General features: G+C 57.5%; 24 protein-coding genes and 1 riboswitch. Of the genes, 6 read left to right on the forward strand and 18 right to left on the reverse strand.

The genetic code is table 11. The annotated features are described in order from the left end of the window. Positions 1-175: 175 nt before the first annotated feature. Both C7459_RS01435 and deoD read right to left on the reverse strand, forming a co-directional pair. Positions 176-859 (reverse strand): YdeI/OmpD-associated family protein, encoded by a 684-nt coding sequence (locus C7459_RS01435; protein WP_109685521.1) that lies wholly within the window; start codon positions 857-859, stop codon positions 176-178. A 4-nt stretch (positions 860-863) separates the two neighbouring features. After that, positions 864-1,577 carry a purine-nucleoside phosphorylase gene (deoD, locus tag C7459_RS01440; RefSeq protein WP_109685523.1) on the reverse strand — a complete coding sequence of 238 codons (714 nt, stop codon included), beginning with the start codon at positions 1,575-1,577 and terminating at the stop codon, positions 864-866. Between the two features lie 114 nt (positions 1,578-1,691). Here deoD and bcbE point away from each other — a divergent pair, with 114 nt between their 5' ends. Further along, complete coding sequence (bcbE, locus tag C7459_RS01445; protein WP_109685525.1) at positions 1,692-2,957, forward strand: bacillibactin exporter BcbE; 1,266 nt, start codon at positions 1,692-1,694, stop codon at positions 2,955-2,957. 99 nt (positions 2,958-3,056) lie between these two features. Here the strand turns inward: bcbE and C7459_RS23925 are convergent, their stop codons facing one another. From C7459_RS23925 to C7459_RS01460, 4 genes are all read right to left on the reverse strand, one after another. After that, positions 3,057-3,191: a hypothetical protein gene (locus C7459_RS23925; RefSeq protein WP_281272715.1), complete on the reverse strand. Its 135-nt coding sequence runs from the start codon at positions 3,189-3,191 to the stop codon at positions 3,057-3,059. Positions 3,192-3,268: 77 nt separating this feature from the next. Beyond that, positions 3,269-4,090 carry a GNAT family N-acetyltransferase gene (locus C7459_RS01450; protein ID WP_170119200.1) on the reverse strand — a complete coding sequence of 274 codons (822 nt, stop codon included), beginning with the start codon at positions 4,088-4,090 and terminating at the stop codon, positions 3,269-3,271. Positions 4,091-4,209: 119 nt separating this feature from the next. Continuing rightward, a complete protein-coding gene (locus tag C7459_RS01455; RefSeq protein ID WP_109685529.1) occupies positions 4,210-5,244 on the reverse strand; it encodes a cytochrome d ubiquinol oxidase subunit II in 1,035 nt (344 codons plus the stop codon). Beyond that, positions 5,237-6,598 (reverse strand): cytochrome ubiquinol oxidase subunit I, encoded by a 1,362-nt coding sequence (locus tag C7459_RS01460; RefSeq protein ID WP_109685531.1) that lies wholly within the window; start codon positions 6,596-6,598, stop codon positions 5,237-5,239. The genes C7459_RS01455 and C7459_RS01460 overlap by 8 nt, the downstream gene beginning before the upstream one ends. 245 nt (positions 6,599-6,843) lie before the next feature. Here C7459_RS01460 and motA point away from each other — a divergent pair, with 245 nt between their 5' ends. Together motA and motB are read left to right on the forward strand one after the other, a co-directional pair. After that, positions 6,844-7,632 carry a flagellar motor stator protein MotA gene (motA, locus tag C7459_RS01465; protein ID WP_109685533.1) on the forward strand — a complete coding sequence of 263 codons (789 nt, stop codon included), beginning with the start codon at positions 6,844-6,846 and terminating at the stop codon, positions 7,630-7,632. 3 nt (positions 7,633-7,635) lie between these two features. Continuing rightward, positions 7,636-8,418 (forward strand): flagellar motor protein MotB, encoded by a 783-nt coding sequence (gene motB, locus C7459_RS01470; RefSeq protein ID WP_109685535.1) that lies wholly within the window; start codon positions 7,636-7,638, stop codon positions 8,416-8,418. A gap of 60 nt (positions 8,419-8,478) precedes the next feature. Here motB and C7459_RS01475 read toward each other — a convergent pair whose 3' ends face one another. Then, positions 8,479-8,958, reverse strand: coding sequence for a DUF3291 domain-containing protein (locus tag C7459_RS01475; protein ID WP_109685537.1), 480 nt, complete (start codon positions 8,956-8,958; stop codon positions 8,479-8,481). A 160-nt stretch (positions 8,959-9,118) separates the two neighbouring features. On the opposite strand from C7459_RS01475, the gene C7459_RS01480 reads away from it, so the two are divergent. Together C7459_RS01480 and C7459_RS01485 are read left to right on the forward strand one after the other, a co-directional pair. After that, positions 9,119-10,543 carry a bifunctional metallophosphatase/5'-nucleotidase gene (locus C7459_RS01480; RefSeq protein ID WP_109685539.1) on the forward strand — a complete coding sequence of 475 codons (1,425 nt, stop codon included), beginning with the start codon at positions 9,119-9,121 and terminating at the stop codon, positions 10,541-10,543. Further along, the gene (locus tag C7459_RS01485) at positions 10,540-11,316 is read left to right on the forward strand and encodes an SDR family oxidoreductase (RefSeq protein WP_109685541.1); all 777 of its coding nucleotides are present in this window, start codon (positions 10,540-10,542) and stop codon (positions 11,314-11,316) included. The genes C7459_RS01480 and C7459_RS01485 overlap by 4 nt, the downstream gene beginning before the upstream one ends. Before the next feature lie 42 nt (positions 11,317-11,358). On the opposite strand, the gene C7459_RS01490 is transcribed toward C7459_RS01485, so the two are convergent. From C7459_RS01490 to C7459_RS01500, 3 genes are all read right to left on the reverse strand, one after another. After that, on the reverse strand, positions 11,359-12,276 hold the full coding sequence (locus C7459_RS01490) for a dCTP deaminase domain-containing protein (protein WP_109685543.1): 918 nt from the start codon (positions 12,274-12,276) through the stop codon (positions 11,359-11,361). A gap of 72 nt (positions 12,277-12,348) precedes the next feature. Next, positions 12,349-12,822 carry a dihydrofolate reductase gene (locus tag C7459_RS01495; RefSeq protein WP_109685545.1) on the reverse strand — a complete coding sequence of 158 codons (474 nt, stop codon included), beginning with the start codon at positions 12,820-12,822 and terminating at the stop codon, positions 12,349-12,351. Next, complete coding sequence (locus C7459_RS01500) at positions 12,819-13,613, reverse strand: thymidylate synthase (RefSeq protein WP_109685547.1); 795 nt, start codon at positions 13,611-13,613, stop codon at positions 12,819-12,821. The genes C7459_RS01495 and C7459_RS01500 overlap by 4 nt, the downstream gene beginning before the upstream one ends. Positions 13,614-13,769: 156 nt before the next feature. Here C7459_RS01500 and C7459_RS01505 point away from each other — a divergent pair, with 156 nt between their 5' ends. Beyond that, a complete protein-coding gene (locus C7459_RS01505) occupies positions 13,770-14,723 on the forward strand; it encodes an alpha/beta hydrolase (protein WP_109685548.1) in 954 nt (317 codons plus the stop codon). Positions 14,724-14,776: 53 nt separating this feature from the next. On the opposite strand, the gene C7459_RS01510 is transcribed toward C7459_RS01505, so the two are convergent. The 8 genes from C7459_RS01510 to C7459_RS01545 all read right to left on the reverse strand — a co-directional run bounded on the left by C7459_RS01510 (position 14,777) and on the right by C7459_RS01545 (position 22,875). Next, a complete protein-coding gene (locus C7459_RS01510) occupies positions 14,777-15,724 on the reverse strand; it encodes an ATP-grasp domain-containing protein (RefSeq protein WP_109685550.1) in 948 nt (315 codons plus the stop codon). A 115-nt stretch (positions 15,725-15,839) separates the two neighbouring features. Then, positions 15,840-17,087 (reverse strand): sensor histidine kinase, encoded by a 1,248-nt coding sequence (locus tag C7459_RS01515; RefSeq protein ID WP_109685552.1) that lies wholly within the window; start codon positions 17,085-17,087, stop codon positions 15,840-15,842. A gap of 5 nt (positions 17,088-17,092) precedes the next feature. Next, positions 17,093-17,767, reverse strand: a complete 675-nt coding sequence (locus tag C7459_RS01520) for a response regulator transcription factor (RefSeq protein WP_109685906.1) — start codon at positions 17,765-17,767, stop codon at positions 17,093-17,095. Positions 17,768-17,769: 2 nt separating this feature from the next. After that, a complete protein-coding gene (locus C7459_RS01525) occupies positions 17,770-18,630 on the reverse strand; it encodes an RnfABCDGE type electron transport complex subunit D (RefSeq protein WP_109685554.1) in 861 nt (286 codons plus the stop codon). Beyond that, a complete protein-coding gene (locus tag C7459_RS01530) occupies positions 18,627-19,553 on the reverse strand; it encodes an FAD:protein FMN transferase (RefSeq protein ID WP_109685556.1) in 927 nt (308 codons plus the stop codon). The genes C7459_RS01525 and C7459_RS01530 overlap by 4 nt, the downstream gene beginning before the upstream one ends. A gap of 37 nt (positions 19,554-19,590) precedes the next feature. After that, positions 19,591-20,223 carry an FMN-binding protein gene (locus tag C7459_RS01535; protein ID WP_109685558.1) on the reverse strand — a complete coding sequence of 211 codons (633 nt, stop codon included), beginning with the start codon at positions 20,221-20,223 and terminating at the stop codon, positions 19,591-19,593. Positions 20,224-20,424: 201 nt separating this feature from the next. Beyond that, positions 20,425-21,270 carry an alpha/beta hydrolase family protein gene (locus C7459_RS01540; protein ID WP_109685560.1) on the reverse strand — a complete coding sequence of 282 codons (846 nt, stop codon included), beginning with the start codon at positions 21,268-21,270 and terminating at the stop codon, positions 20,425-20,427. 177 nt (positions 21,271-21,447) lie between these two features. Next, on the reverse strand, positions 21,448-22,875 hold the full coding sequence (locus tag C7459_RS01545; protein ID WP_109685562.1) for an NAD(P)/FAD-dependent oxidoreductase: 1,428 nt from the start codon (positions 22,873-22,875) through the stop codon (positions 21,448-21,450). Positions 22,876-22,889: 14 nt separating this feature from the next. Continuing rightward, positions 22,890-22,987: riboswitch (purine riboswitch) on the reverse strand. Positions 22,988-23,035: the final 48 nt, after the last annotated feature.

Genomic DNA, 23,035 nt, shown 5'->3' on the forward strand with positions numbered 1-23,035 from the left:
TGACGGTTATTCGAAAAAAATAGACCTCCCTATGTGCTGTCAGAGGCGCCAGGAGGTCTATCATTTTTAGTTTCTTCTTGGAGCCGACGCCCTTGCGGGCATCCTGGGTTGTGCCGACCGTAGATGCGACAACATCTGCGGTCTTTTTTTATTTTATCACACAGTTGTAAAAATGTCACATCCCTGACGGACGCTTTTTGCCTTCCTCGAGCTTCTCAATCGCTTGCCCGACGCGACGTGTGCGCGTCTCCTCACGCTTGGCCGATGTGATCCATTCGACGTACTCCTTGCGCTGCGAGTACGAGAGGGTGTCAAAAAGCGCCTGGGCCGCTTCATGACCTTCGAGCGCCATTTGCAGATCCGCTGGCACCTCGACCGTGCGATTCGGATCGGCGGGTGCTTTTTCACGGGCCGCCGCACGTTCCTTGCGGGTTTGCGGAGCCCCTTCGCCGTCGGTGCGCGTCTTGATCTGCGCCATCGGACGGAAGCGCAACGCCGACCATGTCTCGTCTAGCGAAACGATCGACACCCCGTCATACCCGAGTGCCTCCACCACCTGCCAACCCTGATCGCGGGTGATGTCCGTCTTGATCTTGCCGCTTTTCTTCGGGTAGCAGATCCAGAGCAGACCATCGGGCTTGACCGCGCCAATCGCTTGCGGAGCATGCTGCTCCAACTCCGCCACACTTTGCACAAAGACCTGCACGAAGTCAAACGTCCCCGGCTCGTCCACTGCGGATCGCACATCGAAACCAGCGAGGTCGCCGAGCAAGTCGACGTACCCCTCTGGCAGATGCAGCAACAACGATTTCCCGTCTTCCCGCATGCGCAGTTTTTTTACCGCGAGCTCGGAAGCCATGTGACTATTTCATCAAAGCCGCATCCAGCGCGACTTCGATCATCTGATTGAAGGTCGTCTGACGCTCTTCGGATGTGGTCTCTTCGCCAGTCACGAGGTGGTCGCTGACCGTCATGATCGCCAGTGCGTTCACGCCGAACTTGGCAGCCAACGAATAGAGAGCTGCAGCTTCCATCTCGACTGCCAGCACTTGATAGGAAGCGAGCAACGGCACCAATTCCGCGCCACGGTCGTTGTAGAACGTATCGCTGGTGAACACGTTGCCGACGTGAACCGGCATGTTGCGCTCCGTCGCGACGTCGTAGGCGTTTTTCAACAGCTGGAAGTTGGCGACAGGCGCAAAATCAATGTTGTTGCCAAAGCGGTGACGGTTGATCGCGGAATCGGTCGTCGCGGCTTGGGCGAGGATGATGTCACGAACTTTTACGTCCTTTTGATACGCCCCACAGGTGCCCACGCGGATGAGATTTTTCACGCCGTATTGGGACATCAGCTCATGCGCATAGATCGACATCGACGGAATGCCCATGCCGGTGCCTTGTACAGACACGCGCTTTCCTTTATAAGTGCCGGTGAAACCGTACATGCCGCGCACGTCGTTGTACTTCTCTGCGCCTTCCAAGAAGGTTTCCGCTATGTATTGTGCCCGCAACGGGTCGCCCGGCAGCAGGATGGTTTCTGCAATCTGTCCTTGTGTCGCTCCAATATGTACACTCATGTCAAATTCCTCCTCTTGATTGCTATCGGCACTAGTATACCTCTAGAGCGAACGTTGCGATACCGTTTCTTTTGCCTGCAATCGGGAATCTTATCTGTTGAGGTGACGCGCAAAATGGACGCAGAAAAAAAGAACTGGGATCTCGCCTCTGTGGCCTCGATCCCGCTGATCATGACGCTCGGCAATTCCATGCTGATTCCGACGCTGCCGACGATCAAAAAAACGCTCGGCGTCACGTCGTTTCAAGTCAGCATGATCATCACCGTCTACTCCATCGTAGCCATCCTCTTCATCCCGCTCGCAGGCTACCTCTCTGATCAATACGGCCGGAAAAAAGTCATCATCCCCGCCCTGATCATCGCGGCGATCGGCGGACTGATCTCCGGCCTCGCCGCGTGGTGGCTGACGAACTCCTACTGGCTGATCCTCGTCGGTCGGCTGTTCCAAGGCATCGGCGCTGCCGGCGCTGCTCCCATCGTCATGCCGCTGGTCGGGGATATGTTCAACAGCGACGAGGATGTCAGCACAGGGCTTGGCCTCATCGAGACGGCCAACACGTTCGGCAAAGTCCTCAGTCCGATCGTCGGGGCAGCGCTGGCGATGGTCGTGTGGTATCTGCCCTTTCTGACGATCCCGGTGTTCTGCATGATCTCGCTCCTGATGGTGCTGTTCTTCGTGAAGACGCCCAGCAAGCAGGATCAGAAAAAACAACCGTTCTCGCTGTTCATCCGCTCGATCCGCAACATTTTTGCTCAAAAAGGGCGGTGGCTGTACGCGATCTTCGCGGTGGGTGGGATCGCGATGTTTGTGGTGTTTGGCTCGCTTTTTTACCTCTCGTCGCTGTTGGAGGACCGCTACGGGCTAGAAGGTGTGATCAAGGGACTGATCCTCGCGATCCCGCTGCTCGCCCTCTGCATCGCCTCCTACGCCACAGGCAAGTCGATCGGGAGCAACAAGATGCTGATGAAATGGATCTCCTTTGGCGGATGCTTGCTCGTGACCGTCGCGATCTCCTTCGCGGCGATGTTTACGAACATCTACTATCTGCTGGCGGCGCTGTTCGTCGGTGGGATCGGGATCGGGCTGTGCCTGCCCTGCCTTGACACGTTCATCACCGAAGGCATCTCCAAGCAAGAGCGCGGCACGATCTCCTCGCTGTACAGTTCGATGCGCTTCATCGGCGTATCTGCGGGGCCACCTGTGGTCTCGATTCTAGAAGCGATCTCGCACCGCGTGTTGTTTTTCACGATCAGCGGCGTCTGTGCGGTCGCCGCCGTGCTGGCCCTGTTTGTGATCAAACCACTCAGCAACACCCCCGAGGAGCTGCTCTCGCCGGAACGCTTGCACAAAGTCATGGTCCGTCGCAAATCCCGGAGCTGACTGTTGGGCTGCACCACAAGGCCGTGCGCCTGTTCAAAAAATGCCTCTGCCCGTGGAAACGGACAGAGGCATTTTTCATGTGCGGCGTTAGGTGTGGCGTTAGGCGCGGGGTTCCCCTTGCTCGTTCTCTTGTTTGTAGCCATCGTAGGCGATCAAGACCACGCCGAGTTCCGCTTCCAATTGGTCGATGCGACGGGTTTGTTCGTCGCTGAGTTGGGCCAGATTGTTGTTCATGCACTCACCCCCTTACAGGGAGTGTTTGCAGGTTGTTCGACTTTCAACCCTGCAAAGTTGAGTTGACGAGCCGCAGGTTAGGCCTCCGGTCGTTTCCACGTCGCCTTGGTGTAGGCGACTTGAAAGCCTGCTCGTTGCAGATTGCGCTGCGACACGCTGGCGAATTCACACTGGGCGACGATCAGGCGGGCTCCCGCTTGCTCTGCGTCCACCATTCGTTGGTGAAGCAGGGCGGTCTGCACCCCTTGCCCTCGATACTCCGGCAAGGTCGCGGCGAGGGCGAATCCGGCAACACCGTCCACGATCTGCATCATCGCAAACCCCACCGGGATCTCACCTTGCCAGCAGAGGTAGAGATGCCACTGCGGGTCGCCCAGCAAAAGCAAATTGCTCTCCCGGCGCTCGGGAATGTCCGCCGGAATTTCGAGCGCGCTGGTAAAAATGCTTCCATATAAGTCGACATCCTGCTCCTGCAAAAGCCGCACGTCCAAACCCGCGACTGCGGACACGCGACTCAGGTCAGGAACGCCATAGAGCGCGGTGTGGAACCCGGACTGTTGAAACCCGCGTTCCTGTAACGCCTGCAACAACTCGGGAGTCGTGCGCTGTGGCACGACATCGATCATGAAGTCCCGCCCGCCCTGCGCGTAAAACTCCACAATCTCGTCCAACAATCCGATCTCCTCCGGGCCGATTCCATACACGCGGTTGAAATCGATCACCGGGAAGTTGCGCGCCAGCAAGGCAGTCGCCCGCCCAAACTGCCGAATCTCCACCCCATAGGGGTTGCCTTCATGCTGGCGAATCGCCACCATCCGCTCGCGCATCACATCACAATCTGATTGCTCGATGCGATCGGCCAACTCCGCTGTCAACAGCGGCATCCTTCGTTCGGTCATCTCCGAAACACCTCCAACTCTGTTCTTCCCAGCATACTCGGGCATACCAATTTTTGCAAGATTCAAACGAAGGGAGGTAAAAAAGGCCCGCTGCGCGACTGCGCAACGAGCCTTTTTCTTCACTTCTGCCGCAGGTACTTTTTGTCCCGCATGAACATCCGCCAGAACAGCCAGAACCCTGGGGTCAGCACGGCGAACCCGACGATGTAGGAGGCGAACAATGCATGGAACGTCGTCTCATCCGTAAACCCAGACTCAATCGTCACCGTGGGATACACGATGTACGGCAAGTGTGCCGCTCCGTACCCCGTGGCGGCGAGCAAGTATTGCAAAACCGTCGCGATCACGGCGAGACGCGGGCGACCCGGCGAGGGTGCGCCCGCTTTTTTCGGAGCGAACAGCACGAGGTAGCCGAGAAAGTAGAACACCCCCGAGGCGAGAATCCAGCCCTTGTGTGCCAGCAGATTCTCATACATCCACGGCGCATCTTCTTGCATCGTCACGAGGATCAGGATCGCCGCGATCAAGGCAAACGGCCCGATCAGGATCGCGTCCTTGCGGTACTCGCGATAGGCCCGCCAGTCCTCCGAGACGTGCGAGTAATCCGCCAGCAACAGCGAGGACAGAAACAGCGTGGACAGCCCGGCAAACGCGAGGTAGGCATAGGTGCTCGGACTCGTCAGCAATTCGCCCCACAACAAGTGCTCCGTCCCCTCGCTGACCCCGATCACACCGCCATACGTAATCGGCAGCACGAGAATTAACAAGAGCGGCAAAAACACCCCCGTCGCGCCCGAGATGATGATCAGCGCTCGACGGTACTTGCTCTCGGCGGCATGTGAATACACCAGAAACGCACTGCGCACCGCGAGCAGCAACAGCGCAATCGAGACGGGCAAGAGCAACACCGTCCCCAGCGCAGCCGTCGCACCGGGGAAGAAGCTGACCATCCCGACGACGATCAAGACGATAAACACGTTCGTCACTTCCCACGAGGGGGAGAGGTAGCGATTGGCGATCGTCGTCATGTTGTTCTCCTTGCGATAGAGGTAGACCAACGCCCAGAACCCCGCCCCGAAATCCACCGACGCCGCAATCGCGTAGACGAACACGAACAGCCAGAGCAGACTGACCGCAATCAATTGATCAGACATGCAGGTCGGCCTCCTCCCCCCCGATCAGATCGCCTCCGACCAGATCGTCGCCCAACGGATGGCGCTTGAAGTACGCGCGCAACACCACAATCGTCGCCACCGCGAGCAACAGGTAGACACCCGTGAACAGGAGGAACAGCATCCCCAAATTCCCCGTGCGCGTCGCCGCTTCCGCCGTGCGCATCATGTGGTACAAAATCCACGGTTGCCGCCCTGTGCAGGAGAAGATCCACCCGAATTCAATCGCCAGCATCGAGAATGGCCCGGAGAACAGAAACCCCCAGATCATCCAGCGTGGGAAGGAGTCCCGCTTGAGCAACCGGCGCCACGTAAAGCCGACGATCGACATCGCGAGCAGCAGAAATCCAAATCCCACCATCAGATTGAACAGCGTATGTACGAACAGCGGTGGCCAATCCTCCTCCGGCCACTCGTTCAGCCCCTTGACCTCCGTGTCAAACCGATTGTCTGCCAAAAAACTCAGCGCCCACGGAATCTCCAGCGCATACTTCACCTCATGCGTCTCGCGGTCGGTAACCCCGCCAATCGCGAGCGGCGCATATCTTTGCGTTTCAAATAACCCTTCTGCCGCCGCCAATTTCTCCGGTTGCTCACGGTACAAGTGCTGGGCGGACGCATGTCCATTGACCGCTGTCAGCACGGAGAACAGCCCGCCGACGACGAGGCCGCAGAGCAGGGCCTTGCGGTGGAACACGTACTCTTTTTCCACCAGCCCGCGCTTGAGCATCTTGAAGGCCGCCATCGAGGCGACGACAAACGCACCCGTCATGTACGCCGAGACCGTAACATGCCCGGCCGACACGGCAAAGCTCGGGTTGAAAAACGCCTGCCACGGGTGTACATCCACGATCTCGCCATTCACCAGCCGAAACCCGGTCGGCGTGCCTTCAAACGCATGCACGTTGGTGATCAGAATTGCGGACATCACCGCGCCAAATGCGACGAGGGCCACGCTGATGATGCGCATGCCTCGCGACAGGCGATCTGCCGCGTACACATAGATCGACATGAACAACGCTTCCAATAAGAAAGCAAAGATTTCAATCTGAAAAGGCAACGCGATCACCTTGCCGACGACCTTCATAAACTCCGGCCAGAGCAGCGACAGTTGCACCCCGGCAATCGTCCCCGAGGGGATCGCCACACCTAGCAACACGGCAAACCCACGCGTCCAGCGCTTCGCCATCAGCGCATAGTCGCTGTCACCAGTGAACTGATAGAGAATCTCCACGATCAAGATCATCAACGGCAAGCCTACCCCAATCGTTGCGAAGATGATATGAAATGCCATCGTCGTCCCGAACAACGACCGCGCCAACACCACTTGATCCATCTGCGCACCTCCTTTTTGTCCTCCATAATGTCCCCCACCCTCCAAAATTTGATCCTTGTTCATTCGCATAACAAGCCTTACCACGAAATCATACACTCTTGATTAAACGCATACCAGAAATCGTTTACATGGAAGTTATTGTCATTGAACATCATTAAATGAGATGGGATAATGACCTATGAACATCTATGATCAGATACTTGGAAACCAGATATCTTCCTATTAATTCGAAGAGGTGAACACTTTTGGAATTGTCAACGCTTATTGGGCTAGGCCTCGCACTCGTTTCGATCCTCGGTGGGATGTTTCTAAAAGGCGCTAGTCCGGCTGCTCTGTTAAATCCAGCCGCGTTGTTGATCATCCTCGGAGGTACGACAGCTGCTGTCTGCCTCGCGTTCCCGATGAAGGAGCTCAAGAAAGTCCCGAAGTTGCTCCGCCTGATCTTCAAGGGACAAGACATGCAGGACAAAAAAGCAACGATCATAATCCTCACCAAGTGGGCGATGCTGGCACGTCGTGAAGGCATCCTGACCCTCGAAGGCGAGATTGAAACCGTAGATGATCGCTTCCTAAAAAAAGGAATGGGCATGGTCGTCGATGGCATTCAAGCCGAAGACATTCAAGCGATGCTCGAAGACGATATTGCCGCGATGAAGGAACGCCATGCTGTCGGCGCATTGATTTTTAGCCAAGCAGGTACGTATTCCCCGACGCTCGGCGTACTCGGTGCGGTCATCGGCTTGGTCGCAGCGCTTGGGAACATGAGCGACATTGAGAAGCTCGGACATTCGATCTCCGCCGCTTTTATTGCAACTTTGTTTGGGATTTTCTTTGGCTACGTCATCTTCCACCCCTTTGCCAACAAATTGAAACGCCGCACGAAGCGGGAAGCGGAGATGAAGACGATGATCCTCGAAGGCATCCTGTCGATCCAATCGGGGCAAAACCCGAAATTCCTGACCGAGAAATTGGCGATCTACTTGGAAGAGCAAGACCGAAACGGTCTGGAAGAAACCCCGGAGGCGGGTGTCTAAGCGATGAGCAGAAAAAAGAAACATCACGATGAGCACGAAGAGCACATGGACGAATCGTGGTTGATTCCCTACGCGGACTTGCTGACGTTGCTCCTAGCCCTCTTCATCGTGCTGTTTGCCCAGAGCACGATGGACGCCAAAAAGTTTGAAGCGATGGGCAAAGCGTTCAATGAAGCGTTTCATGGCGGTACAGGCGTGTTAGACCACTCCGCACCGGTCGAAACGATCGATCCCAAAAGCGATTCCAAAAAAAACCCTTCCAGCGACGAGCAAGAACAGAATGAGCAAGTCCAAACGCCCAACGAGCAACCCAACCAAACCGAGCAAGAAAACTTCAAGGAACTCAAGAAAAAAATCGACAAGTACCTACAGGAGAACGGTCTCCAAGACGAGATCATCACCGACTTGCTCCCGGATGGCTTGCGCATCGTGATTCCCGACGTGACGTTTTTCAAGTCGGGCAGTGCTGACATACACGAGGAGAAAAAAGCGATGATCCGCCAGATGGCAACCGTCCTCTCGCTGTTCCCGCGCCAAGTGGTGGTATCCGGTCACACCGACGATCGCCCGATTCACAGCTCGGCCTACGATTCGAACTGGGATCTGAGCGCCAAACGCGCCGTCAATTTTTTGAAAATTCTATTGGACAATCAAAAGTTAGATCCGTCGCTGTTCAGCGCCGTCGGATACGGGGAGTTTCGTCCGGCCGTGCCCAACAACAGCGAAGAGAATCGCTCGGCCAACCGCCGTGTCGAGATTTTTATCTACAAGGAGAAAAAGCAGTGAGCAAAAAAGCAACGAGCCGCATCCTGTGCGGGCTCGTTGCTTTTTTCGTGCAGGTGCGGCTCAGGAAGCATGAGGATTTCTCGCGGGGCGTTGGATGTCGCCACCGTCTGCGTAGCGACCGTACTGCATGACGATCTGGGCGGCCTCCTCGACGGTGGGGATCTGTCCCTTGGCTTGGTAGGAGAGCACATAGGATTGCACGCGCCCTCCATAGAACACCCAATGGAAAAACTTGATCGCCTTCGCATGCGCCCCGGAGTTGCGGAAGTCGGTCATCTCGCGGCCGTTTTTCCAGACGGTCATCGTCTGCGCCCAGCTCGATTTCAGATCGGAGGCGATCTCTGCGAACAGCACGTCGTCGCGCTTGACCATCTGACTCATGATGAACTGATTGACCACCGCCGCCACCAGCAAGCGAAACATCCCCAACTGCTCCGAGCGCGTGATCGTGACCAGTGCGTCCGGACCGAGCTGCGAGAGGTCGCGCTCGCCATATGTCACGCGCGGGCCGGGGTGATGTACCCATTTTCTCCTGCTCATCACGCCACCTACTTTCAACTAGATGAATAATATTTATTTTATCACAGGGTTAGTAAAATTTCCCTGAGAACAGCAAAAAACCGACCTCCTGTACCTAGTAGGAAATAATTTGAAATTGTCGAAGTAGATAGGACTATCCCTTTGGAGGCGATTCATCTAGATGAAACAACAACGACTAACGTTTTTACATACCAATGACAGTCACTCTTCCTTCGAGCAGGAGTTGCGCTTGGGAAGTTTGATCCGCCGCCGGAGGGCAGAACTTCGCGCCGAGGGTGTTCCGGTGCTGTTGGTCGATGGCGGAGATCATGTGGACATGTCCGTATTGGAATGCATGGCGACCGATGGCCAGTTGAATCTCGACCTACACGCGGCGCTCGCGTATGACGCAGCAGGCGTTGGCAACAACGAACTGATGCGCTTTTCGCTGGAGCGTGTGCGGGAATTGAGCCTGAGTTCACAGGTGCCGTGGTTGCTGGCGAACCTGCGCGAACAGGACGGGTCGTTGATCGGCGGGATGCGGGAGTCCCTGCTGCTCGACGCGGGCGGGGTGCAGGTCGGATTCGTCGGCATCACGGACCAAGTAGGCACGACCTATGAAGAATTCGTCGGGTTGCAAAATACCGACACCGTCACCACCGTTCGCGAGATTGCCACCAACCTCCGCGCCGCAGGAGCTGATCTGATCGTCGTGCTCTCTCACGCAGGGTTGAATCAAGACCTTGCTCTCGCCCCGCAGTGGACCGGACTCGTCGATGTGATCGTCGGCGCACATACGCATGACGCGTTGCATGAGCCGCAGCTCGAATCGGGCGTGTGGATCGTCCAAGCGGGCGCATATGCTCGACTGCTGGGCGAATTGCATCTAGAACTCGATCTCGATGCACCTGCGGGGCAGAAAATCGTGACCGCTACAGGCCAACTGCTACCCGTTGAAGCGGACGAAGCACCAGACGCTGAACTTGCGGCGATCTACCAGCTTGCTGTTGCGCACGTTGAAAAAAAAATGTCCGAAGTCCTCACCACGCTCGAAGCTCCCCTGTCACATGACCGCTTGATTCAAGAGCTGGCGACGACGATGCGCGAATTCTACGGTGTGGAGTTGGGGATGATGTTTGGCGCCGTCGCGGTCGAGGGGTTCCCGGCGGGACCTGTCACGGTTGGCGATGTGTTGCGCAACTTGCAGAGCTTGGTCAACGTCTCCAAGATCGAGTTCCAAGGCCAGCAACTGCTCGGCCTCTTGTATGAACGCAACGACCCGGCGTACTACGCCCGCATCAAGTTTGGCAACGGCATCCGACCGAAAAGCGGCGTGCCCGTCGGGCGCATCTTCTTTGACGGTCTGACTTGGGATGAGCAGGAGGGGGCGATCACGAATGTCCGCGTCAACGGTGAACCTTTGGAGCACGATCGTTGGTACACCGTCGGCGGTGGCGAGCATTTGGCACATGTCGAGACGCTGTACTACCCCTCGCTTGCAGGTGCAAAGCTTCTGCATGTGGATGATTACTACTATGTGAAGGATGCATTTGTCGCGTATCTGCGCCAGTCCAACGTGCAGACGGAGCAGGAGGTCAGCTCATGACGCAGAGAAAACTCCAAGGTCGTCTCGCGATCGTCACCGGTGCCTCCCGCCGGATCGGCATCGGGGCCGCGACCTGTCGTGCGCTCGCCGCAGAGGGTGCAGACATTTTGATGGTGTATTGGAGCGCGTATGACCAGTTGTCCGCAGCGGAAGCCCGAACTCTAGAGCCTCTGGCGCTCCAACAAGAATTGCAAGCGCTCGGTGTGCGCTGCGAGCGTCTCGAAGTCGATCTGTCACAGTCGACCGCCTATCTCGAGGTCATGAGCGCCGCCGTTGCGCTCGGCTCCCCCTCGATTCTCGTCAACAACGCGTGCTACTCCGCGAATGACGGGCTGGATGCGCTCGATGCGGATCTCCTCGACCGTCACTATGCGATCAACGTGCGGGCGACGACGATGCTGACCACAGAATTTGCCCGCCGGTTCCGTGGAGAAAGTGGTGGGCGGGTGATCTCGCTGACATCCGGGCAGTCGCTCGGTGCTATGCAAGACGAGATCGCCTACGCCTTGACGAAGGGAACTGTGGAGACGCTAACTACAACGCTCGCCCCAGTGCTGGCCGCACGCGGGATCACGATCAACGCGGTCAACCCGGGCCCGACCGACACCGGCTGGATGGACGCGAATCTGGAACGCGAATTGCTTCCCCGTTTCCCCTTCGGACGGATCGGCAAACCCGAGGATGCGGCCCGACTGATCGCGTTTCTCGCCAGCGACGAAGCCCAGTGGATCACCGGACAAGTCATCCACTCCGAGGGTGCTTTTCAGAGGTAGCAAAAAGGACCCGTCCTCCCAAGCGGAGGGCGGGTCCTCTTTTTATTTTCGCCAAAAAGTCAGGATGCCGAGCAGCAGCAACCCAAACGTCAGGAACGTATAGTCCCCGAACATCACCGCTTGATAGCCTAGATACGAGAGAAAGGCAACCATGCACACCCCGAAGGCTGTCTGCCTGAGTCCTGTGAGCAAGCGGCGTTGGGCGTGTATTTGGTCTGACAGTTTGCGGGCTTGCTCCGTGTGGAAACGGATTTTTTTCCAAGACTCTTCATAATGGCGTTTGAAGACCTCCGCGTCGAATCCCGCCTCCGGTTGTCCCGCTTGGAAATCGATTGCGGCGATCTCGCGCAGACAGGCGTTGAGTGCGGCTTGTTTTTTACGAAAGCCATTTAATTTCCGGGGAAATGGTCTCAGCACCACGTCCAGTTGCTGCAAGCGTGCGACCTGCCGCACAGAGGGCATCCCCATAAACGAGCGAATCAGATCGAGGCGCAACGAAACCAACGTATGCTCCACCACTGCCCCCTCCTCCCCTAGCGTTGCCAGTGGAAACTTCAGCCGATGTGCGGTCGGATTGTGCAAGGACAGCACCAGCGGGCCTTGCCAATCAGAGTCGAGCGACATCGTCGTGGTGCTGAATCCGAGTCCGGTGATGCTCGTCTTGGACAGCAACGTCCCCGCGATGTAGCGCGGGATGCGCACAGCCTCGCGGGTGAGCAGGAGCACCGTGTCCTGCGGCTCGATCCAGCAGTACTTCTCCCCGCCTTCGTGCTGCACCGGAACCAGCAGGCGAGCGTTCAGCGAATAGACCCATTCCGACGGGGTCAGGTCGTAGCCAGCGGGGGTCAGTTTGTGTTCTTCAAACGGCCAGATCACCACATCGCCGCTGGTCAGCCCTTCGCGAATCTCCGTCTCGGTCAGCACGCCCAGCGTGGAGTGCGCGTCCAGTTCTGCGTTCATCGCAACTCACCTCTTGGTAACGGTTTTGCCATATCTGCGTAGAAAAAAACGGAGCCGCAGGTGGGCTCCGTTTTATTTTTTCAGAACGTAGGTGGTGAAGGTGTGCGGGTACTGGTTTTGGTCATCGACGGTGCCCGGTTGTTCGTGGACGAGTTGCCAATCCGCGCGATCGATCTCTGGGAAAAACGTATCGCCATCAAAGCGGTGATGGATCACCGTGATATACAGTCGTTCGGCGCGAGACAACATTTCACGAAACAATTCCGCCCCGCCGATGATCATCACTTCATCGTCAATCTCATCCAGCGAGTGGATGACGTCGACTCCCGCCGCATGCCAGTCTGTCTGCCGAGTCAGCACGACATTGCGGCGTCCAGGCAGGGGGCGACCGATCGATTCGAACGTTTTGCGACCCATGACGACGGTGTGACCCATCGTGGTGCGCTTGAAATGTTGGAGGTCAGCGGGGAGGTTGCGTTTCCACGGCATGTCGTTGTCCAGACCGATCACCCGATTTTCATCCATCGCCACGATCATCGAGATCATACGGACACCGCCCCACGGATCGCCGGGTGTGGGTCGTAGCCGACCAACTCGAAATCGTCGTAGGAGAACTGGAAGATATCCTGCACATCCGGGTTGATCTTCATCTGTGGCAACGGGCGTGGTGTGCGGGAAAGTTGCAGCTTGACCTGTTCGAGGTGGTTCAGGTAGATGTGGGCATCCCCGAGCGTGTGGACGAAATCGCCCAATTCGAGGCCACAGACTTGGGCGACCATCATCGTGAGCAGCGCATAGGACGCGATATTGAACGGGACGCCGAGAAATACGTCGCCCGAGCGTTGGTAGAGTTGGCAGGACAGTTTGCCGTCGAGCACGTAGAACTGAAACATCGTGTGGCACGGTTGCAGCGCCATCTGGTCGAGTTCGCCCGCGTTCCAAGCACTGACGACGAGGCGGCGGGAGTCTGGGTTGCGCTTGATCTCGTCAACGATGTTTTGAATCTGGTTGATCACCTTGCCCTCTGGGGTCTCCCAGCGCACCCACTGCTTGCCGTAGACCGGCCCGAGGTCGCCGCTGTCATCGGCCCACTCATCCCAGATCGAAACGCCGTGTTCCTTGAGGTAGGCGATGTTGGTGTCGCCCTTCAAGAACCAGAGCAGTTCGTGGAGGATCGACTTCAGGTGGACTTTCTTGGTCGTGACCAGCGGAAAACCCTCCGCGAGGTTGAAGCGCATCTGGTAGCCAAACACCGAGATCGTGCCGGTTCCGGTGCGGTCTGTTTTGGTGGTGCCGTGTGTGAGGATGTGTTGGCAGAGTTCGAGGTATTGTCTCATGATGTCCGACCTCCTTTTGTCAGCAACATCATACCAGTTTTTCTTGCAACAGGACACCTGCAGGAGTCCCAAGCCCAACACCAAATCCCTACATGCGTTCCCCCGCGTCTCTGCTATACTAGTAAATAGAAAATTGACGAAAGGAGGCTCGCATTCATGACCCTCGACCCGCAAGTCCGCACACTTTTGGACCTGCTCGCCAAAAGCAAACTGCCCGAAATGGAAACCCTGCGTCCCCCGGCGGCACGCAAAGCGCTGACCACTCGCTTCCTGCGCGCTCGGCAAGCGGTGGGCAAGCTCGTCCCGCCCGAACCGGTACACCGCGTGGAGGACCGCACGATTCCGGTGCCCGATGGGGAGATTCAGATCCGCATCTATACACCTGAGGGCGATGGCCCGCATCCAGCGCTCGTCTTTTTGCATGGGGGTGGGTTTGTGCTCGGAGGTCTGGAATCCCACGACGACATCTGTCGGGCGCTGACCAACCTGACCCCCTGCGTCGTGATCGCCGTCAACTACCGGCTCGCTCCAGAACACAAGTTTCCGACCGGCCTTCATGATGCCTATGCCGCAACCCGTTGGGTGTTTAACAACGCGCACGACCTGTCCCTCGACCCGACGCGCATCGCCATCGGCGGTGACAGTGCGGGCGGCAACCTCGCCACCGTGATTACCCACCTCGCCCACGACTCCGGCGATTTCCGCCCCTGCCTGCAACTTCTCGCCTACCCCTCCACCCTCATGTCCCGCGACAACGAATCGTCTCAACAATACGCAACGGGCTACTACCTGACTCAAGGCCAACTGCGCTACTTCGGTGAGCATTACACCCACACCCCAGAGGAGTTCACCAACCCGCTGGTTTCGCCGTATCTGCGTGCAGACCTGACAGGTCTCCCACCTGCCTTCCTCCTGACCGCCGAGTGCGATCCCTTGCGCGATGAGGCCGAAGCCTACGCACAGCGGCTGGAACAAGCGGGCGTACCCGTCACGCTCACCCGCTATGAGGGGATGATTCACGGATTCCTCGGCATGTCCGCCTTCTTGGAAAAAGCGTACGTCGCGCTGTCCGATTGCGCGGCGGCACTGAACTCCGCATTTGCGAAGTAAAAAAAAGCCAATGGGCCGGGTGCGGCTCCATTGGCTTTTTGCTAGATCGATTGTTACGCGTGTACGTGTACTTTCGCCAACTCCGCGCCGAGGAACTTCGCGACTTCCAACATCCCGAACTTGCCAGCGGCTGCCTCCGCATCCGAATTGTAGTTGGTGTTGGTATTGATGTCGTAGGTGAAGATCTCGCCGTCCGCGTTGCGAATGAATTCGATGCCCGCGACTTGGATGTTGTTCACCGCCAGCACTTGCTCGTACTGACGCAGGATCGGGTCGTCGAAGCCCTCGACGATCTGGAACTTCGGTTTCTCCTCGACTTGCTCGCCCACCGGGCAGAACAGGTCCCCGATGTTGCAGGCATCCGCCGGGCAGAGCTCGAAACCGCCAGACGTATCCACGCGCACCGCATACACGAACTTGCCACCGACGAACTCACAGCGGGTGATGTACGGCTCTGGCGCTTGGATGTACTCCTGAATCAGCGTGATGCCATCGACCGGCTCCTCGAACTCCGGGGAGTTCAGGTAGCTTTCCAGCCCTTCAAGGGTCTGGAACAGTTGCACGCCCAGACCCTTGCCCGCCCGGTTGTGCTTCGTGATAAACGGCTGCCCTGCAAACGGACGCGCCGCCTCCACGATGTGCTGCTTGCCGATCGCGGCTGTCGTCTTCGGCGTGCGCACACCTTGGGCGTTCAGCGCGAGGTATTGCTTGACCTTGCTGACTTCCAACTCCAGCGCACGGGTGCCGTTGAAGACTTGGCGCCCATGCGCTTCCAACCACGCGAGCACGTTGGATGTGAATTCCGGTGCAAAACGGTGGTCGCGCGTATGCGCCGACGCACTCATCCGGCTATAAAAAACACCTACTGGCGGTGCTTGGTTCAAATCGACGGTCCCTTGGTCGAGGTGCCATTCTTCATAGGGGAGGCCCAGTTCTTCGAGACGGCGGGTCAGATGCACCGTCCACTCGCTGTTTTCATGGATCACATAAATTTTCGCCATCGGGCATCGTTCCTTTTCTGCTCAGAATTTGGCTTCATTATATCACAGGTATCCCGCCCGGAAAACAGAGAAAACCCACCCTCCACAGTTGGTGGCGGGCAGGTCGGAGCAGAACTCACTTACTCGGAAGCCTTACAACGACTCTCGTCCCCTTGCCCCCTTCACTCTCGACCCGGATCTTGCCGCCGTGTGCCTCGACGATCCATTGGGCGATCGAGAGGCCCAACCCCGTGCCGGGATGTGTCCGCGCCCGCATCTTGTCTCCACGGAAAAAGCGGTCAAACACGCGGGGCAAGTCCTCCGCAGCGATGCCGATCCCCGTATCCGCGACTTCGAGTTGCACCGCGTGGGACACCCGTCGGCACGACACCGTCACGCGGCCCCCGTCCTCGGTGTACTTCAAGGCATTGTCCAGCAGGATCACCAACAACTGCTGCAGCCGCTCCTGATCCCCATTCACCTCGAGCGAGCTCTCCACCTGCGACTCGATCTGAATCTCCTTGAGCATCGCCAGCTCCCGGAACCGTTCTGCCGTGCGCTCGACCAGTGCATCGAGTTGCATCGGTTGACGCAGAATCTCCACTTCGTTCGAGTCGGACCTCGCCAGCGTCAGCAACTGCGAAACCAACTTGCTCATCCGATTCGTCTCATCAATCGCGTCCGAGATGCTCTCGCCCTCCTGCAGCACGGTGTGGTCAGGGTGACGGAACAGCCGCTCCAGCGAAGTCTTCATCACCGTCAACGGCGTGCGCAATTCATGAGAGGCATCGGCGACGAACTCTTGCTGCTTGTTCCACGCCTGTTGAATCGGGCGCAAGGCTTTGGTGGCGAGGTAGATCCCGACCCCGAGCGCCAGCAGCGACGAGATCGACCCGCCGACGAGGATCACCCAGAACAGGCTGTGCAACATCTCTTGGGTCGGTTGCGAGCTCGCCAGCACCGACATGGTGCGCGTCTGTTTCGCCGCACCGCGGATCGCGACATTGACCGGCAGATCGTACACGCGGTAGTCGTTCCCGCCGATCGAGACCGTTCGCTTCTGCTCAGCTTTGCCTTCGGGTCGCAACTTCTCCATGTCCTCTGCGAAAAGCGCCCCCTCCGGCACTTGCAGTTGCATCTGGCCTTGCTCGTCCCAAAACACATACACGACGCGCCGCTCCGCTTCACGCTCACCACCGGGCGGGCGACGGTCTCCGTTTTTCTCATGTAGGAAGTGTTGGGCTTGCTCCTGCAACATCACATCCATCTGGCTGTACAAGCGTTCCTTCGTATAGAGGTACAGCGTGGCCCCAAACCCATTGAGGAGCAGGAAAAACACAATCGTGTTGAGCACAACCAGGCGCAGCTTGGTTTTTTTAAACATGCGCCTTAGACCTCCTTGAGCATATAGCCGATGCCTCGCACGGTGCGAATCATCTGCTCGCAGCCAAACGGGGTCAGTTTTTTGCGCAGGTAGTGGATGTAGAGGTCGACGATCGAATCGTTCGCCTCCGAGTCCAAGCCCCAGATGCGGTCGAAGATCTGACTGCGACTGAGGATCTGTTCGCGGTTCTGCACCAAGTATTGCAACAGCTCGTATTCGGTGCTCGTCAGTTTCAACGCCGTCCCTTGCACACACCCATCATGTTCCTTAGGCAAAAAGGAGATCGGTCCGTAGGACAGCTCTCCCTCTGGTGCCAACTTCCCATCGCGCCGCAACAGTGCCCGGATGCGCGCCAGCAGTTCTTCGACGGCAAACGGTTTGACGAGGTAATCGTCCGCTCCGGCATCCAGACCTCGCACGCGGGCATCGACGCTGTCCTTCGCCGTGAGAAACAGCGCCGGGGTCTTGACCCCTTTTGTCCGCAAGCGCTTGATCAGCGACAGACCGTCCATGCCGGGAAGCATGATGTCCAGCACGAGCAGGTCGTAAGTATGGGTTTCCGCGAGCAACAGTCCTTCGTCGCCCGCCTCCGCCTCTTCGGTCAGATAGTCTTCGTCCTGCAGGATGTTCACGACCGCTTTGCGTAGCGCGCGGTCATCCTCCACCACCAACACGCGCATCGTCATCGTCTCACCAGCCTCCATGCGTTCCAGAGGTTTGCAACCAGCAAGCCGATCAGCAGATAGCTCAGACCGCCCCAGATCAGGTAGATCCCGATGCTGACGACCGCCGCAATCAGGCCGAACAGCACTTGGTCTTTTCCTTTGGCAGGCGAGGTCGGCGGGTCGGTCAGCATGAGGAAGGACAGGAACAGCGCCGAGTTGATGAACGGCAAGCGCAACGCATCCGCCGCCAGATCACTGTGGATGCCCGCCAATGCCAGTCCGAGGAAACTGAGCACATACACGCCGAGGAAGGTCAGCACCGATGCGTACTTGTGTACACGGCGCGTCACCATCAACCCGCCGACGACGAGGAACCCTGTACACCAAGCGGGCATCTCCGACATGCCACCCCACCAATCTTGGTCGGTTTGCAGCAACAACAAGGCCAACAGGAGGCCGACGGCTGCCGGATTGAGGATCGGTTTCTTTTTCACCTTTAACAAATGTTTCGCGAGCACGCCGACGGCGGTCGCTCCGGCCGCCATGTACCACGGTGTGGTGGCACTCAGGACCATCGTGACGATCAGCCCCGTCAGGAGCGCTCCGTCTGGAAATGCGCGTTTGCGCTTTTGAATCGCGCCAAAGATCAGATCGATCAGCACACCGGATGCAACTGCAGCTCCCGCGTTGATCAACCCCGAGGTGTTGTGTGTAAAACCAAGCCCGATGGCGACCAGCGCCAGCAGGACGAGCATCACAAATGCCTTGGGTGTGGCCCAGTACGACGCGCCACGGCGTACCGATTCTGCTGTTGAAACTTCGGTCGTGGAGGCAACTTCAGTCGCTACTCCTTCAATGATTATGGACTCTGCGTTCATGATGGTTCCTCCTCTCCCTGATAGACCTTGAGGTCAGGTGTCACATAGACGCCTGTCAACCCGGCCTCTGCTACGAGTTCTTGCCCTTTTTCCGGACCCAAGAGAAATGCCGCCGTCGAGAAAGCATCTGCCAACATCGCCTGAGGTGCGACGACCGTACAGCTCACGAGTTGCGACGGAGAGCGGCCCGTGCGCGGGTCGAGCAGATGGTGAATCCCGGTCTGTTCTGGGCTGACCCGCTCGTAACTACCTGATGTGCAAACCGCTGCGTCTGAGATCCGCAGGGTGGTGATCGTCTGATCAGGCTGGGTCGGGTGTTGGATGCCGATGACCCACGGTTCGTCATGGTCGTTGAGACCTCCGGCGTAGATGTCGCCCCCGGCGTTGATGAGAAATCCTTCGAACTCGCGCAGTTCGCGTGCCGCGAGATCGACCGCCATCCCCTTGGCAACCGCTCCAAGATCGAGTTGGAGCGGTTTTTGCAGCGTGACCGTGCGGTGCTGTTCGTCGAGGATGAGGTCGCGGTAGGTCACGGTTGCGCTCGCGGTCGCTTGAGCGGGCGGGAGCGCTTTTTCCCCGGTGAGGTAGTTGATGTTGAAGCCGTGGGCTGCCATGCGGTGCCCGACCGTCGGGTCGAACACGCCGTCTGTCAACTCCGCCATCTCCCACGCAATTCGGGTCGCTTCAAACAAAAGCGGACTCACCTGTACCGCCTCCCCGACGTGTGTACACAAGCGCCGAAGTTCACTCTCCGCATCGAAGCGGCTGCACACCCGCTCGACGGCTAGGAATGCCTCGAACGCTCGCCGGATACGCGCCTGCACATCGTCCTCTGAACGGGAGGACACGACATGCAGGGAGACGACCGTGTCCATGTGCAGGGCTGTGCGGGAATACGTAGGCTTGGGTCTGAACGCTGACATCTCATGTCCTCCCGTCTACTTGTTGTTGGAAAAAAAGTTACGCCTGCGCCTGTTGCAAGGCTTGGCGAACGGCGGTGCGGAAGTCGGTGGTGCTCATCGTGGCACCGCTGACGTTGTTGACTTGGTCGCTTTGGTTTTTCAAGATCTGCGCCGGGAGTTTGTCGATCCGGCTCTGCGGATAGTGTGTGTTACAGTTGGTAATTTCCACCGCTGTAATTTTGCCGCTGGCGATCGTGACGGCAACTTCGACCGTTCCGATGCGGTTGGTGCCGCTGCCGGTGTAAGTTCCGTCCTTGTATGTGCCGCTCAGAGCTGCGGGGCTGGTGGTCTGCCCTTGGCTCGTGCTGGGTTGTTTTGGGGTTTGGTTCGGCGTGGTGGTGTTTGAATCCGCACCCGGCCATTCGGCGCCGTCTTGCCATTGGCCTTGCTCCGGGATCTGCCCGCCGAAGTTCTGACCACGATTGCCGTGCTTGCGAGTTTGGTTCGGGTTCAGGTTCTGATCTGGGGTCAGGTTCTGACCGTTTGGATCGGTCGGAGCTACTGCGGCCGGTCGGTCCTGAGTCGCCAACGCTGCCAAGGCCGGATCGGTCACGAAGTACCCCGTCACGTAGATCACACCAATCGCTGCCGAGCACAGCGCTGCCAGTTTGTCTGCTTTCTTCGCTCCCATGAATCTCGCTCCCTCCAATGTATCGTGCCTTCTGTACACAGTATAGCGAGCGAACATTTGATTTCCCTTTGATCCGCCACCTGTTCCGGCAAAAAGAGACTTTACCGTCACAGACGGTAAAGTCTCTTTTTCACAACACTTGGGTTAACTCCTGCAACTCCCGCGCCAATCGGTCAATTTCCCGGAAGAAGCACATTCGTCTCATGAAGTCTCTGGGTGTGGGTCAACGGTGGACTTCCTTCCTAAAGTCGCCCTTCGGTGCGTTTTAGTCCTAATCGCTGCCAGCCACTCCTGTAGCATCACGGCCAGTTCCTCGCGGGCGGTCACCCAGTTGTGGTCGGTGTCGACCGTGCGGTGCTCCAGACGCTTGGCTCCCGACTTTTGAAACGCTTCGACCAGCGAGTCGTGATGGATCGTGACCGGGCCGACTTGATCGCGGTCAGCCCCGAGCAGCAGCACCGGTCGCGCAGCGAGTGCCGGGGCTTTTTTCAACAAGTTCCATGCGATGCTGTGTGCTCTGGCTTGCGCGGTCAGCACGTCGCCGTCTGCCCCGTTGAGGAAAAACGCCGCCTCCCCAAACATCTCATTCAACTCCGCCACCGCTTCGGTCTGGTCACCGATGATCTCGGCCACCAACCCGAAGTTAAAGCCGGAGATCGACGCCACCGCGGTCACCGCTTCATCGTCGGCCGCGGTCATGCAGGCGAGGAATCCACCCATGCTGTGCCCGACGAGAACGAGCGTGGACAGGTCGAGGTTGTGTTCGCGAGTCACATCGTCGCGACGCAGATAGGCGAGCGCTGCTTGGACATCCTCCAGCGCATGCACGAAGGAAAACGTCCCGTGACTTCCCCACGCGCCCCGGTAGTTGATCAGCAACACGTTCCAACCCGCGCGTTGCAGGGCAAAAGCGATGTCGTGGTTTTGTTGCACGCCGGGAAAGCCGTGGAGCAGCAACAGCGTCGGGTGTGTCCCCGCTCCGGTTGCGTGGAACAAGCGACCGACCATCATCGCATCCCCCGATGGAATTCTCAATAGTGACAACATGTGCAAGATCCCCCTCTTGAAACTGTAAGTATGTTGCTAACATTCTACCAATTTAAGAGCTTTTTGTGTATCGTGAAGGAAAAGTGATGGTTGCGAGGAGGTGGAATCAGACGAAATAACCACCTATTATTCATACCTATTGAATTTACAAAAAGGCGACCCAATGGTCGCCTTTTTTTATATCGTCTTATGAATGTGGCGAGCGACATGAACTCCGGCAGCCGAGGCTTGGGCGAGTCCACGGGTGATGCCTGCACCGTCGCCCACGGCGAACAGGCCGTGGATTTCGGTCTCGAACGTATCGGTCAGCTTCGGTCGCGCCGAGTAGAATTTCGCTTCCACACCGTAAAACAGCGTGTGCTCCGAAGCGATTCCCGGCGTGACTTTGTCCAGCGCGTCCATCATCTCGATCAACGACTTCATCGTGTTGTACGGCAAGACCAGCCCGAGGTCGCCTGGTATCGCTTCCTTTAACGTCGGTTCGAGGAAGCCTTCTGCGATCCGCTTCGGCGTGGAACGGCGTCCTTTGAGGATGTCGCCGTACTTTTGCACGATCACGGAGCCGTTAGACAAGTCATTGGCACGACTCGATACTTCCTTGGCATACTCAATCGGCTTATCGAACGGATCGGTGAACGTGTGCGAGACGAGCAAGGCGAAGTTCGTATTGTTACTGCCGAGCTTCGGGTCTTTGTAGGAGTGTCCGTTCGCCGTCATCACGCCAGAGTGGTTCTCGACGACGACATGCCCGGACGGATTGGAGCAGAAGGTGCGCACACGTGTGCCAACGCTGGTGCTGTAGACGAATTTCGCTTCATAGAGATGCTTGTTGATCTCATCCATGATCACATCGGACGTCTCGACGCGCACACCAATATCGACTTGGTTGTTCGACATGCGCAACCCGTGGTTTTTCAGGATTTCGGACAACCACTGCGAACCGTCACGGCCCGGGCCGATGATCACTTTATTCGCGCGCAGTTCTTCACCGTTTTTCAATAAAACGCCGGTGATGGTCTTGCCTGCTCCGGTGTCCTCGACGAGGATATCCTCGACAAACGTTTTGAAGCGGGTTTCAATTCGATTTTCCAGGGTGTGGAAGATGTTCGTGAGGATCTTCAAGTTTTCCTCCGTACCCAAGTGGCGCACGCGTGCTTTGAGCAGCTTGAGGCCAGCCGCGGCTGCCTTGCGCTCGATGTCAGACACTTCTGGTGTTGTCGGGTCGGTGATGGTCGTCGTCCCACCGTGGGCGAGGTTCACTTCGTCAGCGTATTCAATTAATTTCAGCACTTCGGACGGTGAGAGATAGTCGCCCATCCAACCGCCGAACTCTGTGGTCAGGTTGAACTTGCCATCACTGTAAGCACCTGCGCCCCCCCAACCCGCGGTGATCGAGCAGGCAGGTAGGCAGCCGGCGTATTCCTTTTTCTGATGGGCTGGCGGGCACTTGACCAACTTTTCCTCCAAGATCGGGCAGCGGCGGTGGTGGATATCCAGTCCTTTGTCGATCAACAGGACTTTTTTGTTCGGATCGAGGTGTGTCAATTCATAGGCGGCAAAAATCCCACTGGGACCTGCTCCTACAATAATCACGTCATACGACATCGATAGGTCTCCCCTTTCAAGGTCACAGGACGCGTAGTCGGCACTTTACGGGTGCCGGTAGAGACACTGAGCCCTATTCCCAGCGTATACGAGTCTCTCCGAAGACCATTCTACGGGAAAACACGAACAATAGTCAATGAGTATTATATTTCGTTCGGAG

It is taken from the genome of Tumebacillus permanentifrigoris (assembly GCF_003148565.1).
In the GTDB taxonomy this organism is placed as follows: Bacteria; Bacillota; Bacilli; order Tumebacillales; family Tumebacillaceae; genus Tumebacillus; species Tumebacillus permanentifrigoris.